Annotated in this window: 23 protein-coding genes, 5 tRNA genes and 1 pseudogene; 10 read left to right on the top strand and 19 right to left on the bottom strand. The window is 69.8% G+C overall.

Features of this window, described 5'->3' with window-relative positions; all coding sequences use genetic code 11:
• Window positions 1–154: 154 nt before the first annotated feature.
• Entirely contained in the window at window positions 155–1915 is a 1761-nt protein-coding gene (locus OG219_RS34215) for a DAK2 domain-containing protein (RefSeq protein WP_266833094.1), read from the bottom strand.
• 257 nt (window positions 1916–2172) lie between these two features.
• On the opposite strand from OG219_RS34215, the gene rpmB reads away from it, so the two are divergent.
• Window positions 2173–2358, top strand: a complete 186-nt coding sequence (gene rpmB, locus OG219_RS34210) for a 50S ribosomal protein L28 (protein ID WP_037625034.1) — start codon at window positions 2173–2175, stop codon at window positions 2356–2358.
• Between the two features lie 89 nt (window positions 2359–2447).
• Here rpmB and thiD read toward each other — a convergent pair whose 3' ends face one another.
• Both thiD and OG219_RS34200 read right to left on the bottom strand, forming a co-directional pair.
• Window positions 2448–3245 (bottom strand): bifunctional hydroxymethylpyrimidine kinase/phosphomethylpyrimidine kinase, encoded by a 798-nt coding sequence (gene thiD, locus OG219_RS34205; RefSeq protein ID WP_266833092.1) that lies wholly within the window; start codon window positions 3243–3245, stop codon window positions 2448–2450.
• Entirely contained in the window at window positions 3242–4207 is a 966-nt protein-coding gene (locus tag OG219_RS34200) for a thiamine-phosphate kinase (RefSeq protein WP_266474654.1), read from the bottom strand. The genes thiD and OG219_RS34200 overlap by 4 nt, the downstream gene beginning before the upstream one ends.
• A 272-nt stretch (window positions 4208–4479) precedes the next feature.
• Here OG219_RS34200 and OG219_RS34195 point away from each other — a divergent pair, with 272 nt between their 5' ends.
• Together OG219_RS34195 and OG219_RS34190 are read left to right on the top strand one after the other, a co-directional pair.
• Window positions 4480–4713 (top strand): Lrp/AsnC family transcriptional regulator, encoded by a 234-nt coding sequence (locus OG219_RS34195; protein ID WP_016432437.1) that lies wholly within the window; start codon window positions 4480–4482, stop codon window positions 4711–4713.
• Window positions 4714–4733: 20 nt separating this feature from the next.
• A complete protein-coding gene (locus OG219_RS34190; RefSeq protein WP_266833088.1) occupies window positions 4734–5225 on the top strand; it encodes a DUF3515 domain-containing protein in 492 nt (163 codons plus the stop codon).
• A gap of 48 nt (window positions 5226–5273) precedes the next feature.
• Here the strand turns inward: OG219_RS34190 and OG219_RS34185 are convergent, their stop codons facing one another.
• From OG219_RS34185 to OG219_RS34175, 3 genes are read right to left on the bottom strand one after another with little or no spacing between them, the layout of a single operon-like run.
• Window positions 5274–6431 carry a D-alanine--D-alanine ligase family protein gene (locus OG219_RS34185; protein WP_266833086.1) on the bottom strand — a complete coding sequence of 386 codons (1158 nt, stop codon included), beginning with the start codon at window positions 6429–6431 and terminating at the stop codon, window positions 5274–5276.
• Between the two features lie 59 nt (window positions 6432–6490).
• Entirely contained in the window at window positions 6491–7501 is a 1011-nt protein-coding gene (locus OG219_RS34180) for an NAD(P)H-dependent glycerol-3-phosphate dehydrogenase (RefSeq protein ID WP_266833084.1), read from the bottom strand.
• Window positions 7498–8349 (bottom strand): 1-acyl-sn-glycerol-3-phosphate acyltransferase, encoded by an 852-nt coding sequence (locus tag OG219_RS34175; protein ID WP_266833082.1) that lies wholly within the window; start codon window positions 8347–8349, stop codon window positions 7498–7500. The genes OG219_RS34180 and OG219_RS34175 overlap by 4 nt, the downstream gene beginning before the upstream one ends.
• A 144-nt stretch (window positions 8350–8493) precedes the next feature.
• Between OG219_RS34175 and cofC the strand changes: the two genes are divergently transcribed.
• The gene (cofC, locus tag OG219_RS34170) at window positions 8494–9141 is read left to right on the top strand and encodes a 2-phospho-L-lactate guanylyltransferase (RefSeq protein ID WP_266833080.1); all 648 of its coding nucleotides are present in this window, start codon (window positions 8494–8496) and stop codon (window positions 9139–9141) included.
• Window positions 9142–9406: 265 nt separating this feature from the next.
• Window positions 9407–9610, top strand: coding sequence for a hypothetical protein (locus tag OG219_RS34165; RefSeq protein WP_266474661.1), 204 nt, complete (start codon window positions 9407–9409; stop codon window positions 9608–9610).
• 97 nt (window positions 9611–9707) lie between these two features.
• On the opposite strand, the gene OG219_RS34160 is transcribed toward OG219_RS34165, so the two are convergent.
• The 4 genes from OG219_RS34160 to leuC form a co-directional block, all read right to left on the bottom strand.
• Complete coding sequence (locus OG219_RS34160; RefSeq protein ID WP_266474662.1) at window positions 9708–10355, bottom strand: HU family DNA-binding protein; 648 nt, start codon at window positions 10353–10355, stop codon at window positions 9708–9710.
• Between the two features lie 138 nt (window positions 10356–10493).
• The gene (locus OG219_RS34155; protein ID WP_266474663.1) at window positions 10494–10724 is read right to left on the bottom strand and encodes a hypothetical protein; all 231 of its coding nucleotides are present in this window, start codon (window positions 10722–10724) and stop codon (window positions 10494–10496) included.
• A 243-nt stretch (window positions 10725–10967) separates the two neighbouring features.
• A complete protein-coding gene (leuD, locus tag OG219_RS34150; RefSeq protein ID WP_266833077.1) occupies window positions 10968–11561 on the bottom strand; it encodes a 3-isopropylmalate dehydratase small subunit in 594 nt (197 codons plus the stop codon).
• Between the two features lie 6 nt (window positions 11562–11567).
• Window positions 11568–12992: a 3-isopropylmalate dehydratase large subunit gene (leuC, locus tag OG219_RS34145; protein ID WP_266833075.1), complete on the bottom strand. Its 1425-nt coding sequence runs from the start codon at window positions 12990–12992 to the stop codon at window positions 11568–11570.
• A gap of 190 nt (window positions 12993–13182) precedes the next feature.
• Between leuC and ndgR the strand changes: the two genes are divergently transcribed.
• Window positions 13183–13899, top strand: a complete 717-nt coding sequence (ndgR, locus tag OG219_RS34140; protein WP_123997509.1) for an IclR family transcriptional regulator NdgR — start codon at window positions 13183–13185, stop codon at window positions 13897–13899.
• Window positions 13900–14048: 149 nt separating this feature from the next.
• On the opposite strand, the gene OG219_RS34135 is transcribed toward ndgR, so the two are convergent.
• The 9 genes and pseudogenes from OG219_RS34135 to OG219_RS34095 form a co-directional block, all read right to left on the bottom strand.
• Window positions 14049–14121: transfer RNA gene (locus OG219_RS34135), tRNA-Glu, on the bottom strand.
• A 20-nt stretch (window positions 14122–14141) separates the two neighbouring features.
• Window positions 14142–14213: transfer RNA gene (locus tag OG219_RS34130), tRNA-Gln, on the bottom strand.
• Between the two features lie 27 nt (window positions 14214–14240).
• Window positions 14241–14313, bottom strand: a tRNA-Glu gene (locus tag OG219_RS34125).
• Between the two features lie 62 nt (window positions 14314–14375).
• Window positions 14376–14448, bottom strand: a tRNA-Glu gene (locus tag OG219_RS34120).
• 42 nt (window positions 14449–14490) lie between these two features.
• Window positions 14491–14562, bottom strand: a tRNA-Gln gene (locus tag OG219_RS34115).
• Between the two features lie 92 nt (window positions 14563–14654).
• Window positions 14655–14735, bottom strand: a pseudogene (locus OG219_RS34110) (HAD family hydrolase); the annotation flags it as partial.
• Window positions 14736–14858: 123 nt separating this feature from the next.
• The gene (gene gltX, locus OG219_RS34105) at window positions 14859–16328 is read right to left on the bottom strand and encodes a glutamate--tRNA ligase (protein ID WP_266833072.1); all 1470 of its coding nucleotides are present in this window, start codon (window positions 16326–16328) and stop codon (window positions 14859–14861) included.
• Window positions 16321–17097 carry a fumarylacetoacetate hydrolase family protein gene (locus OG219_RS34100; RefSeq protein ID WP_266833070.1) on the bottom strand — a complete coding sequence of 259 codons (777 nt, stop codon included), beginning with the start codon at window positions 17095–17097 and terminating at the stop codon, window positions 16321–16323. Before OG219_RS34100 ends, gltX begins: the two co-directional genes overlap by 8 nt.
• A 142-nt stretch (window positions 17098–17239) precedes the next feature.
• On the bottom strand, window positions 17240–17428 hold the full coding sequence (locus OG219_RS34095) for a hypothetical protein (RefSeq protein WP_266833068.1): 189 nt from the start codon (window positions 17426–17428) through the stop codon (window positions 17240–17242).
• Between the two features lie 597 nt (window positions 17429–18025).
• Here OG219_RS34095 and OG219_RS34090 point away from each other — a divergent pair.
• The 4 genes from OG219_RS34090 to OG219_RS34075 all read left to right on the top strand — a co-directional run bounded on the left by OG219_RS34090 (window position 18026) and on the right by OG219_RS34075 (window position 23278).
• A complete protein-coding gene (locus OG219_RS34090) occupies window positions 18026–21787 on the top strand; it encodes a nitrate- and nitrite sensing domain-containing protein (RefSeq protein ID WP_266833066.1) in 3762 nt (1253 codons plus the stop codon).
• Window positions 21788–21796: 9 nt separating this feature from the next.
• Window positions 21797–22210, top strand: a complete 414-nt coding sequence (locus OG219_RS34085) for a roadblock/LC7 domain-containing protein (RefSeq protein WP_266836331.1) — start codon at window positions 21797–21799, stop codon at window positions 22208–22210.
• 113 nt (window positions 22211–22323) lie between these two features.
• The gene (locus OG219_RS34080; protein WP_266833064.1) at window positions 22324–22722 is read left to right on the top strand and encodes a DUF742 domain-containing protein; all 399 of its coding nucleotides are present in this window, start codon (window positions 22324–22326) and stop codon (window positions 22720–22722) included.
• Window positions 22703–23278 (top strand): ATP/GTP-binding protein, encoded by a 576-nt coding sequence (locus tag OG219_RS34075; RefSeq protein WP_028802395.1) that lies wholly within the window; start codon window positions 22703–22705, stop codon window positions 23276–23278. The genes OG219_RS34080 and OG219_RS34075 overlap by 20 nt, the downstream gene beginning before the upstream one ends.
• Window positions 23279–23369: the final 91 nt, after the last annotated feature.

Below are 23369 nucleotides of genomic sequence, written 5' to 3'. Positions count from 1 at the left end.
AACCCCCGCTCCTCAAACGCCGGAGGGGCTATCTCCAGCCCGTCCGGCGATTGAGGACGAGGCCGTCCAGGCCGATACGGGGGTCTGGGGGCGGAGCCCCCAGGAACGGGACGGGTAGGGGCGGAGGGGGCGAAAAAACCACCCACCCCACCAACTACTCCACCCCGATCAACAACAACGCCCCCTGCCGCCCACCCCGGTACACCACCGTGTCCACCGCCAAATACCCTTCCCGTACCCGGGATTCAAGACGCTCCGCGATGGCGTCGGGTGCCTCGTCGCCCAGTACGAGGGTGACCATCTCGCCGCCCGCGGAGAGCATCCGGTCCAGGACGGATTCGGCGGTGGTGGTGATGTCGGAGCCGATGACGGCGACGTCGCCGTCGATGAGGCCGAGGACGTCGCCGGCCTGGCAGATGCCGGCCATGGTCCAGGACTGGCGCTCGGCGACGGCGACCTCGGCGTAGCGGGTGGCGCCCGCCGCGGAGGTCATGGCAACGACGTCCTCGTCGAAGCGGCGTTCCGGCTCGTGCACGGCGAGCGCGGCGATGCCCTGGACCGCGGAGCGGGTCGGGATCAGCGCGACCCGGACACCGTCCGCGCGGGCCTGCTCGGCGGCGGCGGCCGCGGTGTGACGCAGTTCGGCGTCATTGGGCAGGAGCACCACCTCGCGCGCGTGGGCACGCCGTACGGCCTCGACGAGCTCGCCGCTCGCGGGCGGCTCCCCGGGCCGTGCGAGCACGGTGGTCGCCCCGGCCTCCGCGTACAGCCCGGCCAGCCCTTCTCCGGGCACGACCGCCACGACGGCCCGCTGTGCCCGCTCCCGGGGCGGCCGCCCCGGGCCCCCGGTGTGGACGTCCCCCAGCCCGAAGTGCGTGATCCTGATCCGGTACGGCCGCCCGGCCTCGACGCCCGCCTCCACGGCGGCACCCGCGTCGTCCACGTGCACATGGACGTTCCACAGCCCGTCCCCGCCGACGACGACGAGCGAGTCGCCCAGACCGTCCAGCCGGCCCCGCAACCGGTCCACGGCCGTGTCCTCCGCCTCCAGGAGATAGATCACCTCGAAAGCGGGCCCGCCTTCCTCCGGCGCTCCGTCCCCGCACACGTCGGGGTGCACTCCGCCGATACCGGCACCGACGATGTCGACATCGGTCACGGCCGCCGCCACGCGCGCGTGGACCTCGGCCCGCCCCACGAGCACCCTCGGCGCCTCCCCCGTGAACGTCTCCACCAGCGCCCCCAGCACCGCGACCAGCCCCCGTCCGCCCGCGTCGACCACACCGGCGCGCTCCAGGACGGCCAGTTGCCGTGGCGTCGCGGCGAGAGCCGCCCGCGCCCCCTCGTACGCCGCGCGTGCGACCGAGCCGCAGTCCCCCTCGGCGCCGGTGGCCGCGTCGGCGGCGGCCGAGGCGACCGTGAGGACCGTGCCCTCGACGGGGTGGGCGACGGCCTGGCGGGCGGAATCGGCGGCCTGCCGCAGGGCGAGCCGCAGGCCCGGTCCGTCGGTGTGAGCGGTCTCACTGTCGGCGGCGAGCACCTGCGCCATGCCGCGCAGCAGCTGCGCGAGGATCGTGCCGGAGTTGCCCCGGGCCCCTATCAGCGCCCCGTGCGCCATCGCCCGTACGGCGTCGGCGAGCGTCGGCCTGCCCCCACCGGTCTCGCGGCCCCCACCGGCCTCGTCACCACTGGCGGCCTCGCGCCCCGCACCGACCTCGTGCCCCGCGAAGACCGCCTCGACCGCCGCGGTCGCCGACTCCAGCGTCAGATACAGGTTGGTGCCGGTGTCCCCGTCGGCCACCGGGTAGACGTTGATCGCGTCGATCTCCTCGCGCGCCCGTCCCAGCGCCTCCAGCGCGAGACCGCACCAGGTGCGCACCGCGAGAGCATCGAACGTCTGCGGCACCTGCGGCACCTGCGCCTCCTTGAGCAGCTGGACGTGGACGCAGCGTAGACCCAGAAGGGGTTACTGTCGGTAGGGGGCCTGCGGAGGGCCGGGGCGTGGCCCTGAGCAGCCATGGTAGTTTCGTTCTCTGGACGCAGTCGTTGTATGCTGCTCCGGTTGCCCGATCTCATCGGGCCTTCCTCCTGGCACCGCCACTCAGATCCTAGATCTGGATCCCGGCATGCCGGGATCCACCGTAAGAGCATCTGAAGTCTTTGGAGTGACCCGTGGCTGCCAACTGCGACGTCTGCGGCAAGGGGCCGGGCTTCGGCAACAACATCTCGCACTCGCACCGCCGTACGCCCCGTCGCTGGAACCCCAACATCCAGCGCGTTCGTACCGTGGTGGGCGGGACGCCGAAGCGCGTGAACGCTTGCACCTCGTGCATCAAGGCCGGCAAGGTCACGCGCTGACAACCGCTAGCGCGCGGCCACTGCTGGTTCGCTTGCACTGAACCGGTCCACCTCACGGTGGGCCGGTTTTTTGCTTTGCAGCCCAGGCTTTACGCGCCCGCCCTGAACCGCCACCCATGATCCACCGGCCCGATCCCGCCCCCCAGCGCGAACCCGGCCGCGATCGCCCCGGTGACGTACTCCTTGGCCACCGCGACGGCCTCCGGCACCGACTGCCCCTTCGCCAACCCGCACGCGATGGCCGAGGCCAGCGTGCAGCCCGTGCCGTGCGTGTGCCGGTTGTCGTGGCGGGGCGCGCGCAGCCAGTGCTCCTCGGACCCGTCCGTAAGCAGATCGACGGCGTCCCCGGACAGATGACCGCCCTTGATCAGCACCCACTTCGGGCCGTACGCCAGCACAGCCGCCGCGGCCCCGCGCAGTTGCTCCTCCGACTCGACCCGTACGCCCGTGAGCTGAGCCACCTCGTCGAGGTTCGGCGTCGCCACGGTCGCGACCGGCAGCAGCTTCGTACGTACGGAATCCAGCGCGGAAGCGGCCAGCAGCGAGTCGCCGTGCTTGGAGATGCCGACCGGGTCGACGACGGCCGGCGCGGCGGTGTCACCGATCAACTCGGCCACCGCTTCGACGAGTTCGGCGGAGGCGAGCATGCCGGTCTTGACCGCCTGGACACCGATGTCGTCGACGACGCTGCGGTACTGGGCCCGCACGGCCTCCACCGGCAGCTCCCAAGCGCCTTGCACGCCGAGGGAGTTCTGCGCGGTGACGGCCGTGATCACGCTCATGCCGTGCACGCCGAGCGCCAGCATCGTCTTCAGGTCGGCCTGGATCCCGGCCCCGCCACCGGAGTCCGAGCCCGCGACCGTCAGAACCCTCGGCGGCGCACTCACGACTCGATGTCCCCGAAGTGGTCCCAGCCGCCCTTGCTCGTCCACGGCGCCCCGTCCACCGTCACCTGAGGCAGCGCCGACGGGTTGAGCACCTCGCCGATGATCTTCCAGCGGGCGGGCAGTTTCACGTCCGGCGGGAAGGTGGCGACGATCGCGTGGTCCTCGCCGCCGGTGAGCACCCACTGGATGGGGTCGACGCCGACGGCCTGCCCGATGTCGTTCATCTGGGTCGGGATGTCGATGTCGCCGGAACGCACGTCGATGCGCACCTTGCTCGCCTCGGCGATGTGCCCGAGGTCGGCGATCAGCCCGTCGCTGACGTCCGTCATCGAGGTCGCGCCGAGCCCGGCCGCCGCGGGGCCCGCGTGGTACGGCGGCTCCGGGCGCCGGTGCGCCTCCACGAAGGCGCGCGGCGAACGGAAGCCCCGGGAGAGCACCGCGAAGCCGGCCGCCGACCAGCCCAGCCAGCCCGTCACGGCGACCACGTCACCGGGCTGGGCACCGCCCCTGGTCACCGGCTCGTGGTTGCGCAGATCGCCGAGCGCGGTGATCGACACCATGATGGTGTCGCCGCGTACGACATCGCCGCCGACCACGGAGGCGCCCGCGACCTGGCACTCGTCGCGCAGCCCGTCCATCATCTCGGACGGCCAGGTCGCCGGGAGTTCGGCCGGAACGACCAGGCCGAGCAGCAGTGCGGTCGGTACGGCGCCCATCGCGGCGATGTCCGCGAGGTTCTGCGCGGCCGCCTTGCGCCCGACGTCGTACGCGGTGGACCAGTCGCGGCGGAAGTGCCGCCCCTCCAGGAGGATGTCGGTGCTCGCCACGACCCTGCGGTCGGGTGCGGCCACCACCGCGGCGTCGTCGCCGGGGCCGACCCGGACCGCCGGGGTGGTGGTGAGACGCGAGGTGAGCTCCTTGATGAGCCCGAACTCCCCCAACTCGCCCACGGTGCCCTTCATAGTCGTACTGCCCCTTCTCTTCCTGTCTGCGCCACGGTACGTCGCGTCCGAACCGCGTGGCGTACCGCATGTGCCGCGCTACGCGAACCGTCCTCGGTGCGGTCGCGTGCCGTCTCCGTACTCGGTACGGTCGAGTTGACCGTCAACTTGTGCAGTCTGTGCACCCCGGCGCGCAAGCCCCAGTCACCGGGGGTCTCCCCGCGGCGAGCGGCGACGCGATACCGTGGCGTTCCTTTTCCCCACATGATCCTCGTGGCCGCCCTGGAGGTTCCGTGGTACAGGCGTACATCCTGATCCAGACGGAGGTCGGCAAAGCGTCGACCGTCGCCGAGACGATCAGCAAGATCCCGGGGGTGATCCAGGCCGAGGACGTGACAGGACCGTACGACGTGATCGTGCGTGCCCAGGCCGACACGGTCGACGACCTCGGCCGCATGGTGGTCGCCAGAGTCCAGCAAGTGGACGGCATCACCCGCACCCTGACCTGCCCGGTCGTGCACCTGTAGCCCCCGTCTACCCTTGGCCGGTGAACTTCTTCCGTCACCGGCACACCGCTGCCTTCGGGCTGCCCGTTCTCGCTCTGCTGATCGCCGCCACAGGCTGCTCCTCGGCAGACGACGAACCCTCGGCCGCGGTTCCCGGTCCGGACGCGAAGGTCGCGAAGCTGTGCCAGAACCTGGACAAGGTGCTGCCGGAGAAAGTGGACGACCTCGACCGGAACGATCCCGAGCCCCGGTCCGCGCTGACCGCGGGCTGGGGAAGCCCGGCGATCATACTGCGCTGCGGTGTCGAGAGGCCCGCCGAGATGAGCGACCCGAACGCCTATGGGGCCGACGTGGACGGGGTCGGCTGGCTGGTCGAGGAGCAGGACGACGGCTCGTACGTCTTCACCACGAGCCTGCGCAAGGCATACGTCGAGGTGAGGCTGCCGAAGGAGCGGGCCGACCAGGGCGCGGGGCCGCTCACGGACTTCGCCGGGCCCGTCAAGAAGGCGATCCCCGAAGGAATCGCCGACTGACGTACAGGGGTGCCATCAGGGGCCTCGTGCGGCCCGGTGGCGAACGGCTCAGCGCAGCCCGGTGGAACGGTTCAGCGCCGCCTGCACCAGGCGGTCCACCAGCTCCGGGTAGCTCACACCGCTCGCCTCCCACATCTTCGGGTACATCGAGATGGGCGTGAAGCCCGGCATGGTGTTGATCTCGTTGATCACGAACTCCCCGTCCTCGGTGAGGAAGAAGTCCGCGCGCACCAGGCCCTCGCAGGAGGCGGCCTCGAACGCCTCGACCGCGAGCCGCTGGACGTCCGCGGTCTGCTCGGGCGTCAGCGGGGCCGGTACGAGGCCGGGCGTCGAGTCGATGTACTTCGCCTCGAAGTCGTAGTAGGCGTGCGACTGCACGGGCGGAATCTCGGCCGGCAAGCTGGCGCGCGGTCCGTCCTCGAACTCCAGGACCCCGCACTCGATCTCGCGGCCGCGCAGCAGCGCCTCCACGATGATCTTCGGGTCGTGGCGCTGCGCCTCCGCGATCGCCTCGTCGAGGCCCTCGAAGGAGTCGACCTTGGTGATGCCGATCGAGGACCCCGCGCGCGCGGGCTTGATGAACAGCGGCCAGCCGTGCTCACCGGCGAAGCCGGCGATCCGCTTGCGGGCCCCCTGCTCGTCGCCGGTCCACTCGCGCGGGCGGATCACCAGATACGGGCCGACGGGCAGCCCGAAGGAGGTGAACACCCGCTTCATGTACTCCTTGTCCTGGCCGACGGCCGAGGCGAGCACGCCCGCACCGACGTACGGGACTCCGGAGAGTTCGAGGAGTCCCTGCAGGGTGCCGTCCTCGCCGTACGGACCGTGCAGCACGGGGAAGACGACGTCGACCTCTCCGAGCGCCTTGGGGACCGATCCGGGTTCGCTGTAGACGACTTCGCGGTTGGCCGGGTCGACGGAGAGGATCACGCCGCCCTCGGTCGAGTCGGCGAGGAGGTCGACACTCGGCTGCCGCCGGTCGACGATGGCCATGCGCTCCGGCTCGTCGGCGGTGAGCGCCCAACGGCCGTCCTGGGTGATACCGATCGGCAGGACGTCGTACTTCGTCCGGTCGATGGCACGCAGGACCGCGCCGGCCGTGACCACGGAGATCCCGTGTTCGGAGCTGCGGCCGCCGAAGACGACGGCCACGCGCGGCTTACGAGGCGCCTGCTCAGGGCTCTGGGGGAGGTTCTCGGTGCTCATATCGCGTTGAGCGTACCCGCTGGTACCCGCCTCAGTCAGCGCCCGTTGGGCCCTGTCGCTCAGCGTCGCTCGGGCTTGGCGCTGCGCGACATCATCTCCTTGAGGGCGACGACGGGCGGCTTGCCTTCGTGGACGATGCCGACGACCGTTTCCGTGATCGGCATGTCGACACCGTGCCTACGGGCCAGATCCAGCACGGATTCACAGGACTTGACGCCCTCGGCGGTCTGCTTGGTGACCGCGATGGTCTCCTGGAGCGTCATGCCCTTGCCCAGGTTGATGCCGAAGGTGTGGTTGCGCGACAGCGGCGAGGAGCAGGTGGCCACCAGGTCGCCCAGGCCCGCGAGTCCGGCGAACGTCATCGGGTCGGCGCCCATCGCGAGGCCGAGGCGCGAGGTCTCCGCGAGCCCACGCGTGATGAGCGAGCCCTTCGCGTTGTCGCCGAGCCCCATGCCGTCCGCGATGCCGACGGCGAGACCGATCACGTTCTTGACGGCGCCGCCGAGTTCGCAGCCCACCACGTCGGTTTCGGTGTACGGGCGGAAGTACGGCGTGTGGCAGGCAGACTGGAGTCGCCGGGCGACGGCCTCGGACCGGCAGGCGACCACGGCGGCGGCCGGCATGCGCGCGGCGATCTCCCGTGCGAGGTTGGGTCCGGTGACCACGGCGATGCGGTCCGCGCCGACCTTGGCGATGTCCTCGATCACCTCGCTCATCCGCATGGTGGAGCCGAGTTCGACGCCCTTCATGAGGGAGACGAGGACGGTGTCGGGCGCGAGCACCGGCACCCACTTCGCGAGGTTCCCGCGCAGCGTCTGCGAGGGAATGGCGAGGACCGTGAAGTCGGCCTCGTGCGCGGCTTCGGCGGCGTCCGCGGTGGCCCGCAGGTTCGCGGGGAGTTCGACGCCCGGCAGGTAGTCCGGGTTCGTACGCGTGGAGTTGACCGCTTCGGCGAGTTCCGCGCGGCGCGACCACAGGGTGACGTCGCAGCCCGCGTCGGCGAGCACCATGCCGAAGGCCGTACCCCACGATCCGGTCCCGAAGACAGCCGCCTTGACCGGCTTGCTCACGTGCCCTGCCCCTCTTCCTGCTGTGCTTTTTGCAGCGCTTGCGCCGTGATCTGCGCCTGCGCGTTCTCCTGGGCGTCCATTTCCTGAGCGGCGATCTGCCGGGCCGCCTTCTCCTGGGACGCGGTCCGCCTGCGCTGCTCGATCCGCTCCTGGCGCGGGTCGTAGGGCGTCGCAGGGGCCTTCTCGCCGCGGATCTGCTCCAGCTGCGCGGTGATGGCCGCCATGATGACCTCGGTCGCCTCCTTGAGGACGTCCGGGGACATCTCCTTGTCGTAGAAGCGCGAGAGGTCCACCGGGGGGCCCGCGAGGACGTGGTGGGTCTTGCGCGGAAGGACGTTGAGCTTCTTGGCGTACGGCGGCAGGAGTTCGTTGGCGCCCCACTGGGCGACCGGAATCACCGGGCACTTGGTCTGCAGCGCGACACGGGCGGCACCCGTCTTGCCCGTCATCGGCCACTGGCCGGGATCACGGGTGATGGTGCCCTCGGGATAGAACGCGACGCACTCGCCGCGCTCGACCGCGTCGATGGCGGCCCGGAAAGCACTCAGCGCGTCCGTGGTCTCGCGGTACACCGGGATCTGTCCGGTACCGCGCATCGCGGCACCCACGAACCCCTTCCTGAAAAGGCTGCTCTTCGCCAGGAATCGCGGAACACGCCCGGTGTTGTACTGATAGTGGCCGTACATGAACGGATCCACATGGGAATTGTGGTTCACCGCGGTGATAAATCCGCCCTGGGCCGGAATGTTCTCGATCCCGCGCCAGTCCCGCTTGATCAGAACCACCAGCGGCGGTTTGCAGAGGACCGCTGCGAAGCGGTACCAGAAGCCGATTCTGCGGCGGGGCACGCGAACACCTTCCTCCAGGGCCTGGGGGGCCGCACAAGTGTCGCCCCAGGCCGTCTGTCTGTCGAGAACACCGTACGCCCCGGTGTACGGACCGCCGGGGCGGCCGGGTCACAATGGGCGCGACAAGGGAGAGACGGGGCGCTCGTGCGATGGACCTTGGTGATACCGCTCAAACCTCTGGCGCGTGCCAAGAGCAGGCTGGCGGACACGGCCGACGACGGGCTGCGCCCCGGGCTCGCCCTCGCCTTCGCGCAGGACACCGTGGCGGCCGCGCTGGCCTGCACCGCGGTCCGTGATGTGGCGGTAGTCACGGACGACGCCCTGGCCGGACGGGAGCTGGCCGCGCTGGGCGCCCGCATCGTCACGGACGAGCCGCCGGGCGGCCTGAACGCCGCCCTGGCGCACGGCAGCTCCGCCGTACGCGCCCGAACTCCCGAAAGCGCAGTGGCGGCCCTGAACGCCGATCTGCCCGCGCTGCGCCCGCCGGAATTGGCCCGGGTACTCGAAGCGGCCGCCGAATTTCCCCGCGCATTTCTCCCCGACGCCGCCGCAATCGGCACCACTCTGCTGGCCGCGACCCCGGGCCGGGAATTGCTCCCCGCTTTCGGGACCGATTCCCGCGCCCGTCACAGCTCCTCGGGCGCCATGGAACTCCGCCTCGCCGGGGTGGATTCCGTACGTCAGGATGTGGACACGGGCGATGACCTGAGAGCGGCACTGGCACTCGGCGTGGGCCCCCGCACGGCAGCACTGGCCGCACATCTGCTGATCCCGGGGCAGCCGGGCGGCTGACGGCGGGGCCGGGCCTTTCCGACCTCGCTCTGTTCGCGCCGCCGCGCGTGTCCGTCCCGCCCTGCCGTCGACTCTGCGCTTGGCCATCCCGCCCTGCCGTCGGCTCCGCGCCGCTCCGCACTCGACGCGCCCCGACACGACCGCCGTTCCGCCCCGGATCGACCCGGCTCGCCCGCGAGGCACGCCCTCCCTGCCGATCAGCGACCCCGGCGGGACAACCGACCCTTACCGGGGAGCGGCGGCCGGGAATCGATAGGCTTCCGCCATGCAGGCGACCGCGTACACGTACGACCCCGAAACCCGTAGCGGCCAGGTGCTGCTGGACGACGGCACCCCTGTGCCCTTCGACGGCCCGGCGTTCGACGCCGGCGGGCTGCGACTGCTGCGCCCCGGACAGCGTGTGCGCATCGAGACCGAGGGCGACGGCGAGGCGCGCCGCATCACGCTGATCACCCTGCAGACGTTCTAGGCGCCCCGGACAGGCCCGAGCGGGCCCCGGAAACGCCGCGGGCCGGGCTCCCGGAGGGAGCCCGGCCCGGCGCGTGAGTTGTGCCTCTGCGCCCTCGCTACGAGCGGGCGGTGGCCTTCTTGGCGGTGGTCTTGCGCGCCGTCGACTTCTTGGCGGGGGCCTTCTTGGCCGTCGCCTTCTTCGCCGGGGCCTTCTTGGCCGTCGCCTTCTTGGCGGTGGTCTTCTTGGCCGCGACCTTCTTGGCGGTCGCCGTGGTCTTCTTGGCGGTGGCCTTCTTGGCGACCGTCTTCTTCGCGGTGGCCGTGGTCTTCTTGGCGACCGTCTTCTTCGCGGTGGCGGTGGTCTTCTTGGCCGTCGCCCTCTTGGCGGTGGCCTTCTTGGCCGCGGCCTTCTTCACCGTGGCCGAAGCGCCGCCGGAGAGGCTGCCCTTCGGGGCCTTCTTGACCGCGACGTCGTTCTTCGGGAGCTTCTTCGAGCCGCTCACCAGGTCCTTGAAGCCCTGGCCCGCGCGGAAGCGCGGCACGGAGGTCTTCTTGACCCGGACGCGCTCCCCGGTCTGCGGGTTGCGGGCGTAACGGGCCGGACGGTCAACCTTCTCGAAGGAACCGAAGCCGGTGACCGAGACCCGGTCCCCGCCGACAACCGCGCGGACGATGGCGTCCAGTACGGCGTCGACCGCGTCGGCGGCCTGCTGACGCCCGCCGACCTTGTCGGCAATCGCTTCTACGAGCTGCGCCTTGTTCACGTCTTCCCCTTCGGAGACATTGCCAGAACGAATGCGTTCAAGCTTTTTCGCACGTTAGGCAGATATATACCGCAAATCAAACACGAAACGGGCTAATCACCCTTGTGCCGCAACGAACTCGGGCTGTCGCGAAGTTCCTCAGCGTTCCTCTTCGAGGAATCGACCCTCGTCGAGGTCAGTGGTGAACCGCTCCAGACGCCTTGTCGCATCGGCGAGATCGTGCTTGGCCACGGCCGTAATGACCAGCAGCTTCCGGGTCAGCGCCATCCGTACGCCCTCCGGGACTTGCAGTGCACGCACTCTTGTGTGCGCTTCCTTGAGTTGGGCCGCGACTGCCATGTAGAGCTCGAGTTGGCCGTCGTGTTCCATGCACAGATTGTGCCATCTGGGGCGAGTTGTCGCCTGCGCAGGGTGTAACTGCCGTCCCCAGAGGGGTTCCTGAGCGCCTCGGCGACACCCGGCACCATAGGTCGGCTACCCCGGCAACCGCCTTTGTAACTAGGGGAGTTGGGGCCATTCGCCAACGCTTCCGAAGGCCCTGTGGAGGCAGACACAGCTGTACCCCCAACCGTCCACGATTGGGGGTACAGAGGGGTGTTGCGGTGGCTGAAATCAGACCTGGAGCGTCTTCGGCTTGTGCGAGGGCCGCTTGGCCTCGTACGCGGAGATGTCGCCCTCGTTCTGGAGGGTGATGGAGATGTCGTCCAGGCCGTTCAGCAGCCGCCAGCGGGCGTTCTCGTCGAGCTCGAAGGAGGCGGTGATGCCCTCGGCGCGCACCTCGCGGGCCTCCAGGTCGACCGTGACCTCGGCCTCGGGGTCGTTCTCCGTGAGCTCCTGCAGCGCGTTCACGATCTTCTGCTCCAGAACCACTGTGAGCAGGCCGTTCTTGAGCGAGTTGCCGCGGAAGATGTCGGCGAAACGGGAGGAGATGACGGCCTTGAAGCCGTAGTTCTGCAGCGCCCAGACGGCGTGCTCGCGCGAGGATCCCGTACCGAAGTCGGGACCGGCGATCAGAACCGTGGCGCCCGACCGCTCGGGCTGGTTGAGGATGAAGGACGAGTCCTTGCGCCAGGCCTCGAAGAGCCCGTCCTCAAAACCGTCCCTGGTCACCTTCTTGAGCCAGTGAGCAGGGATGATCTGGTCCGTGTCGACGTTGCTGCGGCGCAGCGGGACGGCCCGGCCGGTGTGCGTGGTGAATGCTTCCATGGCTTCTCAGACTCCAGCGGGCGTACGGGCGTCGGACAGGTCGGCCGGGGAGGCCAGGTGGCCCAGCACGGCGGTGGCGGCGGCGACCTGCGGCGAGACCAGGTGCGTACGGCCGCCCTTGCCCTGCCTGCCCTCGAAGTTGCGGTTGGAGGTGGACGCGGAGCGCTCACCGGGGGCCAGCTGGTCGGGGTTCATGCCCAGACACATCGAGCAGCCCGCGTGCCGCCATTCGGCGCCGGCCTCCTTGAAGACCACGTCCAGGCCCTCGGAAACGGCCTGCAGACCGACCCGCGCGGAGCCGGGGACCACCAGCATCCGTACGCCGTCGGCGACTTTGCGGCCCTCGACGATCGAGGCGGCCGCACGCAGGTCCTCGATACGGCCGTTGGTGCACGAACCTACGAAGACGGTGTCGACCTTGATTTCGCGCAGCGGCTCGCCGGCGGTCAACCCCATGTATTCCAGGGCCTTTTCGGCGGCCAGGCGCTCCGAAGCGTCTTCGTACGAAGCCGGATCGGGGACGGACGCCGAAAGCGGCGCGCCCTGGCCGGGGTTGGTGCCCCAGGTGACGAACGGCGCGAGGGAGGCGGCGTCGATGACGACCTCCTCGTCGAATTCCGCGTCCTCGTCGGTCTTCAGCGTCTGCCAGTACGCGACGGCGGCGTCCCACTCCTCGCCCTCGGGCGCGTGGGCGCGGCCCTTGAGGTAGGCGAAGGTGGTCTCGTCGGGGGCGATCATGCCCGCGCGGGCGCCGGCCTCGATCGACATGTTGCAGATGGTCATGCGGGCTTCCATCGAGAGCTTCTCGATGGCGGAGCCGCGGTATTCCAGGATGTAGCCCTGGCCGCCACCCGTACCGATCTTGGTGATGATCGCCAGGATCAGGTCCTTGGCCGTGACGTCCTCGGGCAGTTCACCGTCGACCGTGATGGCCATGGTCTTCGGGCGGGCCAGCGGCAGGGTCTGGGTGGCCAGCACATGCTCGACCTGCGAGGTGCCGATGCCGAAGGCCAGCGCGCCGAAGGCGCCGTGCGTGGAGGTGTGCGAGTCGCCGCAGACCACCGTGGTGCCCGGCTGGGTCAGGCCCAGCTGCGGTCCCACGACGTGGACGACGCCCTGCTCGACGTCACCGAGGGAGTGCAGCCGCACCCCGAACTCGGCGGCGTTCTTGCGCAGCGTCTCCAGCTGGACCCGGGAGACCGGGTCCGCGATGGGCTTGTCGATGTCGAGGGTCGGGGTGTTGTGATCCTCGGTGGCGATGGTGAGGTCGAGGCGGCGCACGGGTCGCCCGGCCTGGCGGAGGCCGTCGAAGGCCTGCGGGCTGGTCACCTCGTGCAGCAGGTGCAGATCGATGAAGAGGAGGTCGGGCTCGCCCTCGACGCGCCGGACGACATGGTCGTCCCAGACCTTCTCCGCGAGTGTCCTACCCATCGCTTTCCCTCCGGCCGGCTCGTGTGGCGCCGGCCCAACTAGAGATTTCCGGGGCGGCGACGCTCGTACCCCTTGTATCGGGCGTCTGCCGCCGGGCCCGTTGGTCCGCGGGCCACTGTGTCTACAAGGGTGGCGCGTTCCACGAGAAAATGAACTTGCGTTTCACAGAGTGAGACGCGAGTATCGTTTCATGGACAACAGTAGCGGCGTCGGCGTTCTGGACAAGGCAGCCCTTGTCCTGAGCGCTCTGGAGTCCGGTCCGGCCACCCTTGCGGGACTGGTCGCGGCGACCGGACTGGCACGACCCACGGCACATCGCCTCGCCGTGGCACTTGAACACCACCGCATGGTGGCGCGCGACATGCAGGGCCGTTTCATTCTGGGCCCCCGCCTCGCCGAGCTGGCCGCGGCCGCCGGCGAGGACCGCCTCCTCGCGACGGCGGGCCCGGTGCTCACGCACCTGCGGGACATCACGGGCGAGAGCGCGCAGCTCTACCGCCGCCAGGGCGACATGCGCATCTGCGTCGCCGCGGCCGAGCGCCTCTCGGGCCTCAGGGACACCGTCCCGGTCGGCTCCACCCTCACCATGAAGGCGGGCTCCTCGGCCCAGATCCTGATGGCCTGGGAGGAGCCGGAGCGCCTGCACCGGGGCCTGCAGGGCGCCCGCTTCACCGCGACGGCTCTTTCCGGCGTACGGCGCCGGGGCTGGGCCCAGTCGATCGGCGAGCGCGAGCCGGGCGTCGCGTCCGTCTCCGCGCCGGTACGCGGCCCCTCGAACCGCGTGGTCGCCGCCGTCTCGGTCTCCGGGCCGATCGAGCGCCTGACCCGCCACCCGGGCCGTATGCACGCCCAGGCCGTCATCGACGCCGCCGGCCGTCTCTCCGAAGCCCTGCGCCGCACCAGCTGACCCTCACCGGGGTGGGGCCGGCCTCAACGCCGCGGCAGGCCCCTCCCCCGGGCGACAGACGACGGATGCCGAACTCACGGCGCCGTACGCGGAGTTGGCACAGAAAACGCCGACGGCCCCCCACCGAAGTGGAGGGCCGTCGATTCGTGTACCCCCGACCGGATTCGAACCGGCGCTACTGCCGTGAGAGGGCAGCGTGCTAGGCCGCTACACAACGGGGGCAAGGATCACAAGTGATCCAGCTGGGCTACCAGGACTCGAACCTAGAACAACGGAACCAGAAACCGTCGTGTTGCCAATTACACCATAGCCCAATGGTGGTCTAGACCAGACCATCCAAGTACCCCCGACCGGATTCGAACCGGCGCTACTGCCGTGAGAGGGCAGCGTGCTAGGCCGCTACACAACGGGGGCCCTAGCGATCCTGCATGAGAGCCAGCGGGTGCGACCCGGACTGTCCCCCTGAGAAGGATCTGTACCCCCGACCGGATTCGAACCGGCGCTACCGCCTTGAGAGGGCGGCGTGCTAGGCCGCTACACAACGGGGGCCTTGCAGAGTTGGTCTCTGCGGTTGCAGATGAGCTCTGCGAGCTGGCCTACCAGGACTCGAACCTAGACTAACGGAACCAGAAACCGTCGTGCTGCCAATTACACCATAGGCCACTGAAACGCAATCCCCTACGGGGATCTTGTTTTAGCTAGCGCCTCCGGTTTTCGGACCTTTCGGTTCGCTCTCCGGCGGCGCAGGAAGAACATTACCCGAAGGTGGACGGCGCTCCAAAACGGGTATCCGCGCCGAGGATCACGGGGAGTTCGGCCAACGAGGCAGGTCGTCGGAACCACGGCTCCGCCCATGCCCGATGACGCACGTGTCACGTACGACGGCGTCTGATCTGCGGGCAGGCAAACGCGAGGGGCGGCGCCCGGACCGGACGCCGCCCCCGTTCACGTGACCGCGGCTACAGCTTCGCCAGCGCCGCGTCGATGCGGGCCAGCGTCGTCTCCTTGCCCAGGATTTCCAGGGACTCGAAGAGCGGCAGGCCGATGGTGCGGCCGGTGACGGCGACGCGGACCGGGGCCTGCGCCTTGCCGAGCTTGAGGCCGTGCTCCTCGCCGGCGGCCAGGACGGCGTTCTTCAGCGCCTCCGCGTCCGTCCAGTCGGCGTCGGAGAGCTTCTCCCGCGCCGTACGCAGCAGGGCGTCGCTGCCCTCCTTCATGGCCTTCGTCCAGGACGCCTCGTCGAAGGCCGGCTCCGGGAGGAACAGGAAGTCGACGTTGTCGGTGATCTCGGAGAGAACCTTGAGGCGGGTCTGCGCGTGCGGGGCGATCGCCTGCCACTTCGCCTCGTCGAAGTCCTCCGGCGCCCACGGGGCGAAGGGGGCCTTCAGCCAGGGGGCGCAGCGCTCCGTGAAGTCCTTCACGTCGAGCAGGCGGATGTGGTCGCCGTTGATGGCTTCGCACTTCTTGAGGTCGAAGCGGGCCGGGTTGGGGTTCACGTCCGCGATGTCGAAGGCGGCGACCATCTCCTCGATGGAGAAGATGTCGCGGTCCGCCGACAGCGACCAGCCGAGCAGGGACAGGTAGTTGAGCAGACCCTCGGGGAGGAAACCGCGCTCCCTGTAGAGGTTCAGCGACGACTCCGGGTCGCGCTTGGAGAGCTTCTTGTTGCCCTCGCCCATGACGTACGGGAGGTGGCCGAAGGCCGGGGTCTCCTTGGCGATGCCCAGCTCGGTCAGCGCCTTGTAGAGGGCGATCTGGCGCGGGGTGGAGGAGAGCAGGTCCTCGCCGCGCAGGACGTGGGTGATCTCCATGAGGGCGTCGTCGACCGGGTTGACGAGCGTGTACAGGGGCGCGCCGTTGGCTCGTACGATCCCGAAGTCCGGGACGTTCTCCGGGAGATACGTGATCTCGCCGCGGACCAGGTCCGTGAAGGTGATCGTCTCGTCGGGCATACGGAAGCGGACGATGGGCGTGCGGCCCTCCGCCTTGTAGGCCTCGGTCTGCTCGGCGGTCAGCGCGCGGCAGTGGCCGTCGTAGCCGGAGGGCTTGCCGGCGGCGCGGGCGGCGTCGCGGCGGGCGTCCAGCTCCTCGGTCGAGCAGTAGCAGTAGTACGCGTGGCCCGCGTCCAGGAGCTTCTGGGCGACGTCCTTGTAGAGGTCCATCCGCTGCGACTGGCGGTACGGCGCGTGCGGGCCGCCGATCTCGGGGCCCTCGTCCCAGTCGAAGCCCAGCCAGCGCATCGAGTCGAGCAGCTGGTCGTAGGACTCCTCGGAGTCGCGGGCCGCGTCGGTGTCCTCGATGCGGAAGACCAGGGTGCCTTCGTTGTGCCGGGCGAACGCCCAGTTGAACAGGGCGGTGCGGACCAGGCCCACGTGGGGGTTGCCGGTCGGGGAGGGACAGAAACGTACGCGGACGTTCGCGTTAGCCACGCTTGATCACCTTGTTGGTGAGAGTGCCGATGCCTTCGATGGTGACGGCGACCTCGTCGCCGACGTTCAGGGGGCCGACCCCAGTCGGGGTGCCGGTGAGGATCACGTCGCCGGGGAGCAGCGTCATGGCCTCGGTGATGTTCACGATCAGATCCTCGATGGAGTGGATCATCTCGCTGGTGCGGCCGAGCTGGCGCTGCTGGCCGTTGACCGTGCACTGGATGGTGAGGTCGGAGGGGTCCACGTCCGTCTCCACCCAGGGGCCGAGCGGGCAGGCGCCGTCGAAGCCCTTCGCGCGGGCCCACTGCTTCTCGCGCTTCTGGACGTCGCGCGCGGTGATGTCGTTGGCGCAGGTGTAGCCGAGGATGACGTCCTTGACGCGCTCGCGCGGGACCTCGCGGCACATGCGACCGATGACCACGGCCAGCTCCGCCTCGTGGTGCAGCTCGTTCGAGAAGGACGGGTACTGGATCTCGTCCCCGGGGCCGATCACGGAGGTCGAGGGCTTGAAGAAGGCGAACGGGGCGTCGGGCACCTCGTTGCCGAGTTCCCGCGCGTGCTCGGCGTAGTTGCGGCCGAAGGCCACGACCTTGTTGGGGAGCACGGGGGGCAACAGCCGCACCTTGTTCAGGGGAACCTTCGTGCCGGAGAGCTCGAAGTCCGCGAACGGGATGCCCTTGATGATGTCGAGGACGAGTTCGTCCGGCTTGTCGCCCTCGACCGCGCCGAAAGCGACGTTGCCGTCGATGGAGAACCTGGCGATGCGCACGGGATCGTTGCGCCCCTCACTGAGCTGGCTGGAGTCTGACGCTCCAGGCTAGCGCGGGAAGGGCTGGGCGCCTCGCGCATATCGGCGGGCGCCCCGGCATCCGTACGCCGGCGGCTCGGGGAACCGGCCGGCGGCGGGCGTCCTAGGCCGCGGCGGGGGTGGCCTCCGGGGCTTCCATGAGGATGGTGCGGCGGGGGTTGGCGGTCTGGGCGGGGAGTTCGAGCGCGTGCTCCGGCTGCTCCGGCGTCTGCAGCTCGTCGGCGTCCTCGAGGTGGGCCAGCGTGGTGCGTCGCGGGTTGGCTATGTTGCGGAACATCATCGTCGTCTTCACCGTTGTACTCGACCTTGTCGTCGTGGGCGCCGGGCGGCCTCAAAGGCCCCCGAGTCGGCGCGGGTTGTCGGATTTGCCATCCCTGTAAAGCGTCAGGCTAAACATGCAATTCCCGGGCGAAGCCGTGAAGACGCCATGATCGTGGTGTGAGTTTCCTCACTTACTAGCAGGCAAACCGGTCAATTCAGGCCGACGGTCCGATGCGACAAAGGCGACATTGCTCCATGGACGCCGACATTCCGCTCCTGATCATGGCGACTGGGACACCCCCCACACCCCAACACCTCGTAGGCATACGCCCGTTATGTACGAGATCACTTTCTACGTCTCGTAACGCAGCACTCACAAGCTGTCACGGAGGTCACAGCCTGGCACTCGGGCCTTGTTGGAGATCCGGCACTGTGCTGGAATTCCACGGACCGCCGCGGGTTCCAACCGGCGCGCAGGGGGCGCAACGCAGCGCCGAGTGGCGGCGGGAAAGGGGATCCAGCGCCGGTCACTCATGACCACCAGGGGGCGCATCTGCGCCCCTGAACGACGCCGACACCGCCTCGCCGTTTTTGCGGAGGGGCGCCTGGTCCAGAGGTTGCGACGCTAGTGCAGGGACGATTCAAGAGGGATGGCAGCGCTTCGGCGGAGCCGGAGCCGCACGGCGGGACTGGCCCCACCAAAGGCAGCTCCTCGCCCCAGCACGCCCAGAACCCGGGACCGGCAGAGGTCGGCGGCAGCGGTGAGCGTTCCGCACGCCCCGGCGCGACCGCTCCCCCCAAGCCGGCTGCGAAGCCGAAGGGCCCCAGCGGCCCCGGCTCGCGAATAGCCCTGCGCAACTGGCGCATCTCCACGCGTCTGGTCTCGCTGCTCGCGCTCCCCGTGGTCGCCGCGACCTCGCTCGGTGCGCTGCGCATCAACCAGTCGATGGACGACATCCAGCAGCTCGACAACATGAAGCTGCTGACCGACATCACCAAGCAGGCGACCGAGCTCGCCGCCGCGCTCCAGAAGGAGCGCGACACGACGGCCGGTCCTCTGGTGCACGGCGCCACGGCCACGACCACCGCGGTGAAGACGGTCCGCGACGCGACGGACGTCTCGAAGAAGAACTTCCTCCAGGGCGTCCAGGAGATCGACGACTCCAGCACGGACGGGCAGCTCACCGGCGTACGGGACAGCCTCGTCGGCCTCACGCGCGAGCTGCAGAAGCTCAACAGCATCCGCAGCGACGCCTACGACGAGCCCGAGAACGCCACCCAGACCGTCGAGTCGTACCACCGGGTCATCACCCAGCTCCTCGAGCTCTCTCAGGACATGGCCGAGGCCACCAGCAACCCGGAGATGATCCAGCGCACGCGTGCGCTGTCGGCCTTCTCCTCCGCCAAGGAGTACGCCTCCGTCCAGCGCGCGATCATCGCCGCAGCGCTGCCCGAGAGCAACACGACCTTCGGCAATCTGTCCGAGAACGACCGGCAGTACGCGCTCTCGGCGCAGCAGAGCCAGGAGTCCGACCTCAGCAGCTTCGAGAGCATCTACGGGGAGGGCTCCGCGGAGCTCCTCAAGCCCATCGAGAGCGGCAACCCGACCATCGAGGCGGCCGACGACTACGCCAAGCGCGTGCTGGCCAGCAAGGACGGCCTGGGCACCCGCGACAAGCGCTCGTATCTGGACTGGGTCGACGACGACTCGACCAAGATCGGCCAGATGGCGAACATCGAGACCACGCTGCTCGGCGAGATGGAGCAGAAGGCCCGTGAGCTGCGCAACGAGGCCGAGAGCGAAGCGATCATCTCGGGTGCGCTGATCCTTCTCGTCCTCGGCGTCTCGCTCGTCGGCGCCTTCGTCGTGGCCCGGTCGATGATCCGCTCGCTGCGCCGGCTCCAGGACACCGCGACCAAGGTCGCCCAGGAACGGCTGCCCGAGCTGGTCAAGCAGCTCTCCGAGTCCGACCCGCAGGACGTCGACACCTCCGTCGAGTCGGTCGGTGTGCACTCCCGGGACGAGATCGGCTCGGTGGCCGCGGCCTTCGACGACGTGCACCGCGAGGCCGTACGACTGGCCGCCGAACAGGCCCTCCTGCGAGGCAACGTCAACGCGATGTTCACCAACCTCTCGCGCCGCTCCCAGGGCCTCATCCAGCGTCAGCTCTCGCTCATCTCCGAACTGGAGTCCCGCGAGGCCGACCCGGACCAGCTGTCCTCCCTCTTCAAGCTCGACCACCTCGCGACCCGCATGCGCCGTAACGGTGAGAACCTCCTCGTTCTCGCCGGTGAAGAGCCCGGCCGCCGCTGGACCCGCCCGGTCCCGCTGGTCGACGTGCTCCGCGCCGCCGCCTCCGAGGTGGAGCAGTACGAGCGCATCGAGCTCTCCTCGGTCCCGACCACCGAGGTCGCCGGCCGGGTCGTCAACGACCTCGTGCACCTGCTCGCCGAGCTGCTCGAGAACGCCACGTCGTTCTCCTCCCCGCAGACCAAGGTCAAGGTCACCGGTCACGCGCTGCCCGACGGCCGCGTGCTGATCGAGATCCACGACACCGGTATCGGCCTCTCCCCCGAGGACCTCGCGGCGATCAACGAGCGGCTCGCCTCGCCGCCCACCGTGGACGTCTCGGTGTCGCGCCGCATGGGTCTGTTCGTGGTCGGTCGTCTGTCGCAGCGCCACGGCATCCGCATCCAGCTGCGCCCGTCCGACTCCGGTGGTACGACCGCGCTGGTCATGCTCCCCGTCGATGTCGCCCAGGGCGGCAAGAAGGCTCCGAACAAGCCGGGTCAGGGCGCCGGTGGTCCGGCCGCCTCGCAGGCCTCCGCCGGTGTCGCCGCGGCCCGCCGCGGCAACGGCCAGGGTGGTCCGGCCCTCGGTGGCGGTGGCAACCCCGGACGTGTCGGTGCCCCGCCGCAGCGTGGCCAGGTCGGCGCGGGCCAGGGTCCGCGCGCCGCACTGCCCGGCAGCCAGGGCGGTCCCGCGCTGCCCGGAGGCAACCAGGGCGGTCGCCCGGGTGCGCCGGGCGGATCGCGCCCGCAGGGTCCGGGCAATCCCCCGCAGGGCAGGCCGGCTCCGGCCGGTGCCGGTGCCGGTGTCAATGCCTTCGGGCAGAGCGCGCCGGGCGCCCCGCAGGGCCTCCAGGCCGCCGGGACCGGTGCGCAGGGCTTCGGTGACGGACCCGGTGCCCGTCAGGGCGGACCGGGTGCGCGGCAGAGCGGCCCCGCGGCCGCACCTCCGCAGCAGCCGCCGGCCGGCAAGGGCAGCCGTCGCAGGCCGCAGCTTCCGGGCCGCGGTGGCGCACGTGCCGAACTCCCCGGTGGCAACGGTCAGTCGCGGCCGAGCTGGAGCGACGACAACGCGCAGCCGCCCGTGCCGCGCGCGTCCCTCGACACCCCGCGTGGCCACGAGGAGCCCGACGCCACCTCGCGCATGCCGCGCGTCGACGACCGTCAAGGTCCCGCCGCCACCTCCGAGTTCGCCCGCCCCGACTTCGACGCTCCGCGCCCCGGTGCGGTCCCGTCGCAGAACTCCGGTCAGAACAACGGGCAGTACCCCGGCCAGAACCCGGGGCAGTACTCGGGTCAGAACCCCGGCCAGAACACCGGTCAGTTCGTCCGCCCTGATGTCTTCGGTACTTCGGGCACTGCTCCCGCGGGCCAGAACTCGTCCACCACGGGCCAGTTCGCCGCCCCGGGCTACGGCGCCTCCCAGGACCCGTCGTCCACCGGCCAGTTCCCGATGCCCGGGTACGGCAACGGCCAGGGTCCGTCGTCCACCGGTCAGTTCGAGCGGCCGCAGGCACCTCCGCAGCGGCCCGCCACTCCCCCGCAGGCACCGCCGCAGCGGCCCGTACGTCCGCCGGAGCCCGAGGCTCTGCCGCCGGCCGGTCCCGGCGACGGACGTACGCCGCTGTACGACACGCTGGAGACCAACTGGTTCCACGGTCAGCAGGCGGCCGCGGCCGCCGCGGCGGCGCAGAACAACAACGGCTCGCAGGCTTCCCCCCAAGCCCCGCAGGCCTCACAGACCCCCCAGCAGCAGACGCCCGCGGTTCCCCCGCGGCCCGCCGCCGCACCCGCGCCCGCCGCTCAGGCGTCCTGGCGCAGCTCGCCGAACGACGACCTCGTCCGGCAGGCAGAACGCGTCCGTCAGCCGTCGGCGGGCGGGGTCACCACCTCAGGCCTGCCGCGCCGAGTCCCGCGAGCCAACCTCGTCGCGGGCACGGCACAGCAGCAAACGCACCAAACCGGTCCGCAGGTCTCGCGTGCGCCCGATGACGTACGCGGCCGGCTGACCAATCTTCGTAGGGGCATTCAGCAGGGTCGCCAGGCCGGTACCGGCCAGACCGGCAGCTTCCCCAGCCCCACTCACCAGCAGGAGCACTAGTTGAGTCAGATGAGCCAGGCCGCACAGAACCTGAACTGGTTGATCACCAACTTCGTGGACAACACCCCTGGGGTGTCCCACACCGTCGTCGTGTCCTCCGACGGTCTCCTTCTGGCAATGTCCGAAGGCTTCCCGCGCGACCGCGCCGACCAGCTCGCGGCCGTCGCGTCCGGGCTCACCTCGCTGACGGCCGGGGCATCCCGGATCTTCGAGGGCGGCACGGTGGCCCAGACAGTCGTGGAGATGGAGCGCGGCTTTCTTTTCCTGATGTCCGTCTCCGACGGATCGTCTTTGGCGGTCCTCTCCCACCCCGAGTGCGACATCGGCCTTGTCGGCTACGAGATGGCGCTGCTCGTCGACCGCGCGGGCGCAGTGCTCACGCCGGACCTGCGCGCCGAACTACAGGGAAGTCTGCTCCACTAACGGCCCTGGGATCTACCCACAGCACAAAATCACCGTCCGGCCGACACAATCTCCCCCCACCGGCCCCAACAGACGGCACGACTGACCCACTTGCTGTCCCGCCCGGAGGATTCATGACCCCGCCCAACGCCTCTCATGATCCGTACGCGCATACGTACGAGGAAGAGGGCGACCAGCCGCTGGTACGTCCGTACGCGATGACCGGCGGCCGGACGCGGCCGCGCTACCAGCTCGCCATCGAGGCACTGATCAGCACCACGGCCGACCCGGCGCAGCTGATGGGGCTCCTTCCCGAGCACCAGCGGATATGCCACCTGTGCCGCGAGGTGAAGTCCGTCGCCGAGGTGTCGGCGCTCCTGTCCATGCCGCTGGGTGTGGCACGGATCCTTGTCGCGGACCTCGCCGAGGCCGGACTCGTCGCCATCCATCAGCCGGGCGGCGACGAGAACAACGGCGGCGCGCCGGACGTGACTTTGCTCGAAAGGGTGCTCAGTGGACTTCGCAAGCTCTGACGGAGGCCGGGCGACCACCTCCGCGAAGATCGTGGTGGCGGGTGGCTTCGGTGTCGGCAAGACCACGTTCGTGGGCGCCGTCTCGGAGATCAACCCGCTGCGCACGGAGGCCGTCATGACGTCCGCGTCCGCGGGCATCGACGACCTCACCCACACCGGGGACAAGACCACCACCACGGTGGCCATGGACTTCGGCCGCATCACCCTGGACCAGGACCTGATCCTGTACCTCTTCGGTACGCCGGGTCAGGACCGTTTCTGGTTCATGTGGGACGACCTGGTCCGCGGCGCCATCGGCGCGGTGGTCCTGGTGGACACCCGTCGTCTCGCCGACTGCTTCCCGGCGGTCGACTACTTCGAGAACTCGGGTCTCCCGTTCGTCATCGCCCTCAACGGCTTCGACGGACACCAGCCGTACAACCCCGAAGAGGTCCGCGAGGCCCTCCAGATCGGTCCGGACGCCCCGATCATCACGACGGACGCCCGGCACCGCGCGGACGCGAAGAGCGCGCTGATCACGCTCGTCGAACATGCGCTCATGGCCCGTCTGCGGTAGCGGACGGCAGGCCTGGGGCAAGCGGATGGCGCGCCTGCCCCGGTCCACAAGTCGACAGTTCCATAAGGCAGTTGTCGTAGACGTACTGGAG

Source organism: Streptomyces sp. NBC_00038, from assembly GCF_026343635.1.
Classification (GTDB): domain Bacteria; phylum Actinomycetota; class Actinomycetes; order Streptomycetales; family Streptomycetaceae; genus Streptomyces.
This window is presented reverse-complemented; position numbering and strand designations above follow the sequence as displayed.

Bases quoted from the DNA above. Each gene is read 5' to 3' on its own strand.
- leuC (WP_266833075.1), bottom strand. From the start codon at position 12,992: ATGGGTAGGACACTCGCGGAGAAGGTCTGGGACGACCATGTCGTCCGG.
- OG219_RS34200 (WP_266474654.1), bottom strand. From the start codon at position 4,207: ATGAAGGGCACCGTGGGCGAGTTGGGGGAGTTCGGGCTCATCAAGGAG.
- OG219_RS34185 (WP_266833086.1), bottom strand. From the start codon at position 6,431: ATGAGCACCGAGAACCTCCCCCAGAGCCCTGAGCAGGCGCCTCGTAAG.
- ndgR (WP_123997509.1), top strand. From the start codon at position 13,183: ATGGACAACAGTAGCGGCGTCGGCGTTCTGGACAAGGCAGCCCTTGTC.
- OG219_RS34155 (WP_266474663.1), bottom strand. From the start codon at position 10,724: ATGGAACACGACGGCCAACTCGAGCTCTACATGGCAGTCGCGGCCCAA.
- OG219_RS34085 (WP_266836331.1), top strand. From the start codon at position 21,797: ATGAGCCAGGCCGCACAGAACCTGAACTGGTTGATCACCAACTTCGTG.
- leuD (WP_266833077.1), bottom strand. From the start codon at position 11,561: ATGGAAGCATTCACCACGCACACCGGCCGGGCCGTCCCGCTGCGCCGC.
- OG219_RS34080 (WP_266833064.1), top strand. From the start codon at position 22,324: ATGACCCCGCCCAACGCCTCTCATGATCCGTACGCGCATACGTACGAG.
- OG219_RS34165 (WP_266474661.1), top strand. From the start codon at position 9,407: ATGCAGGCGACCGCGTACACGTACGACCCCGAAACCCGTAGCGGCCAG.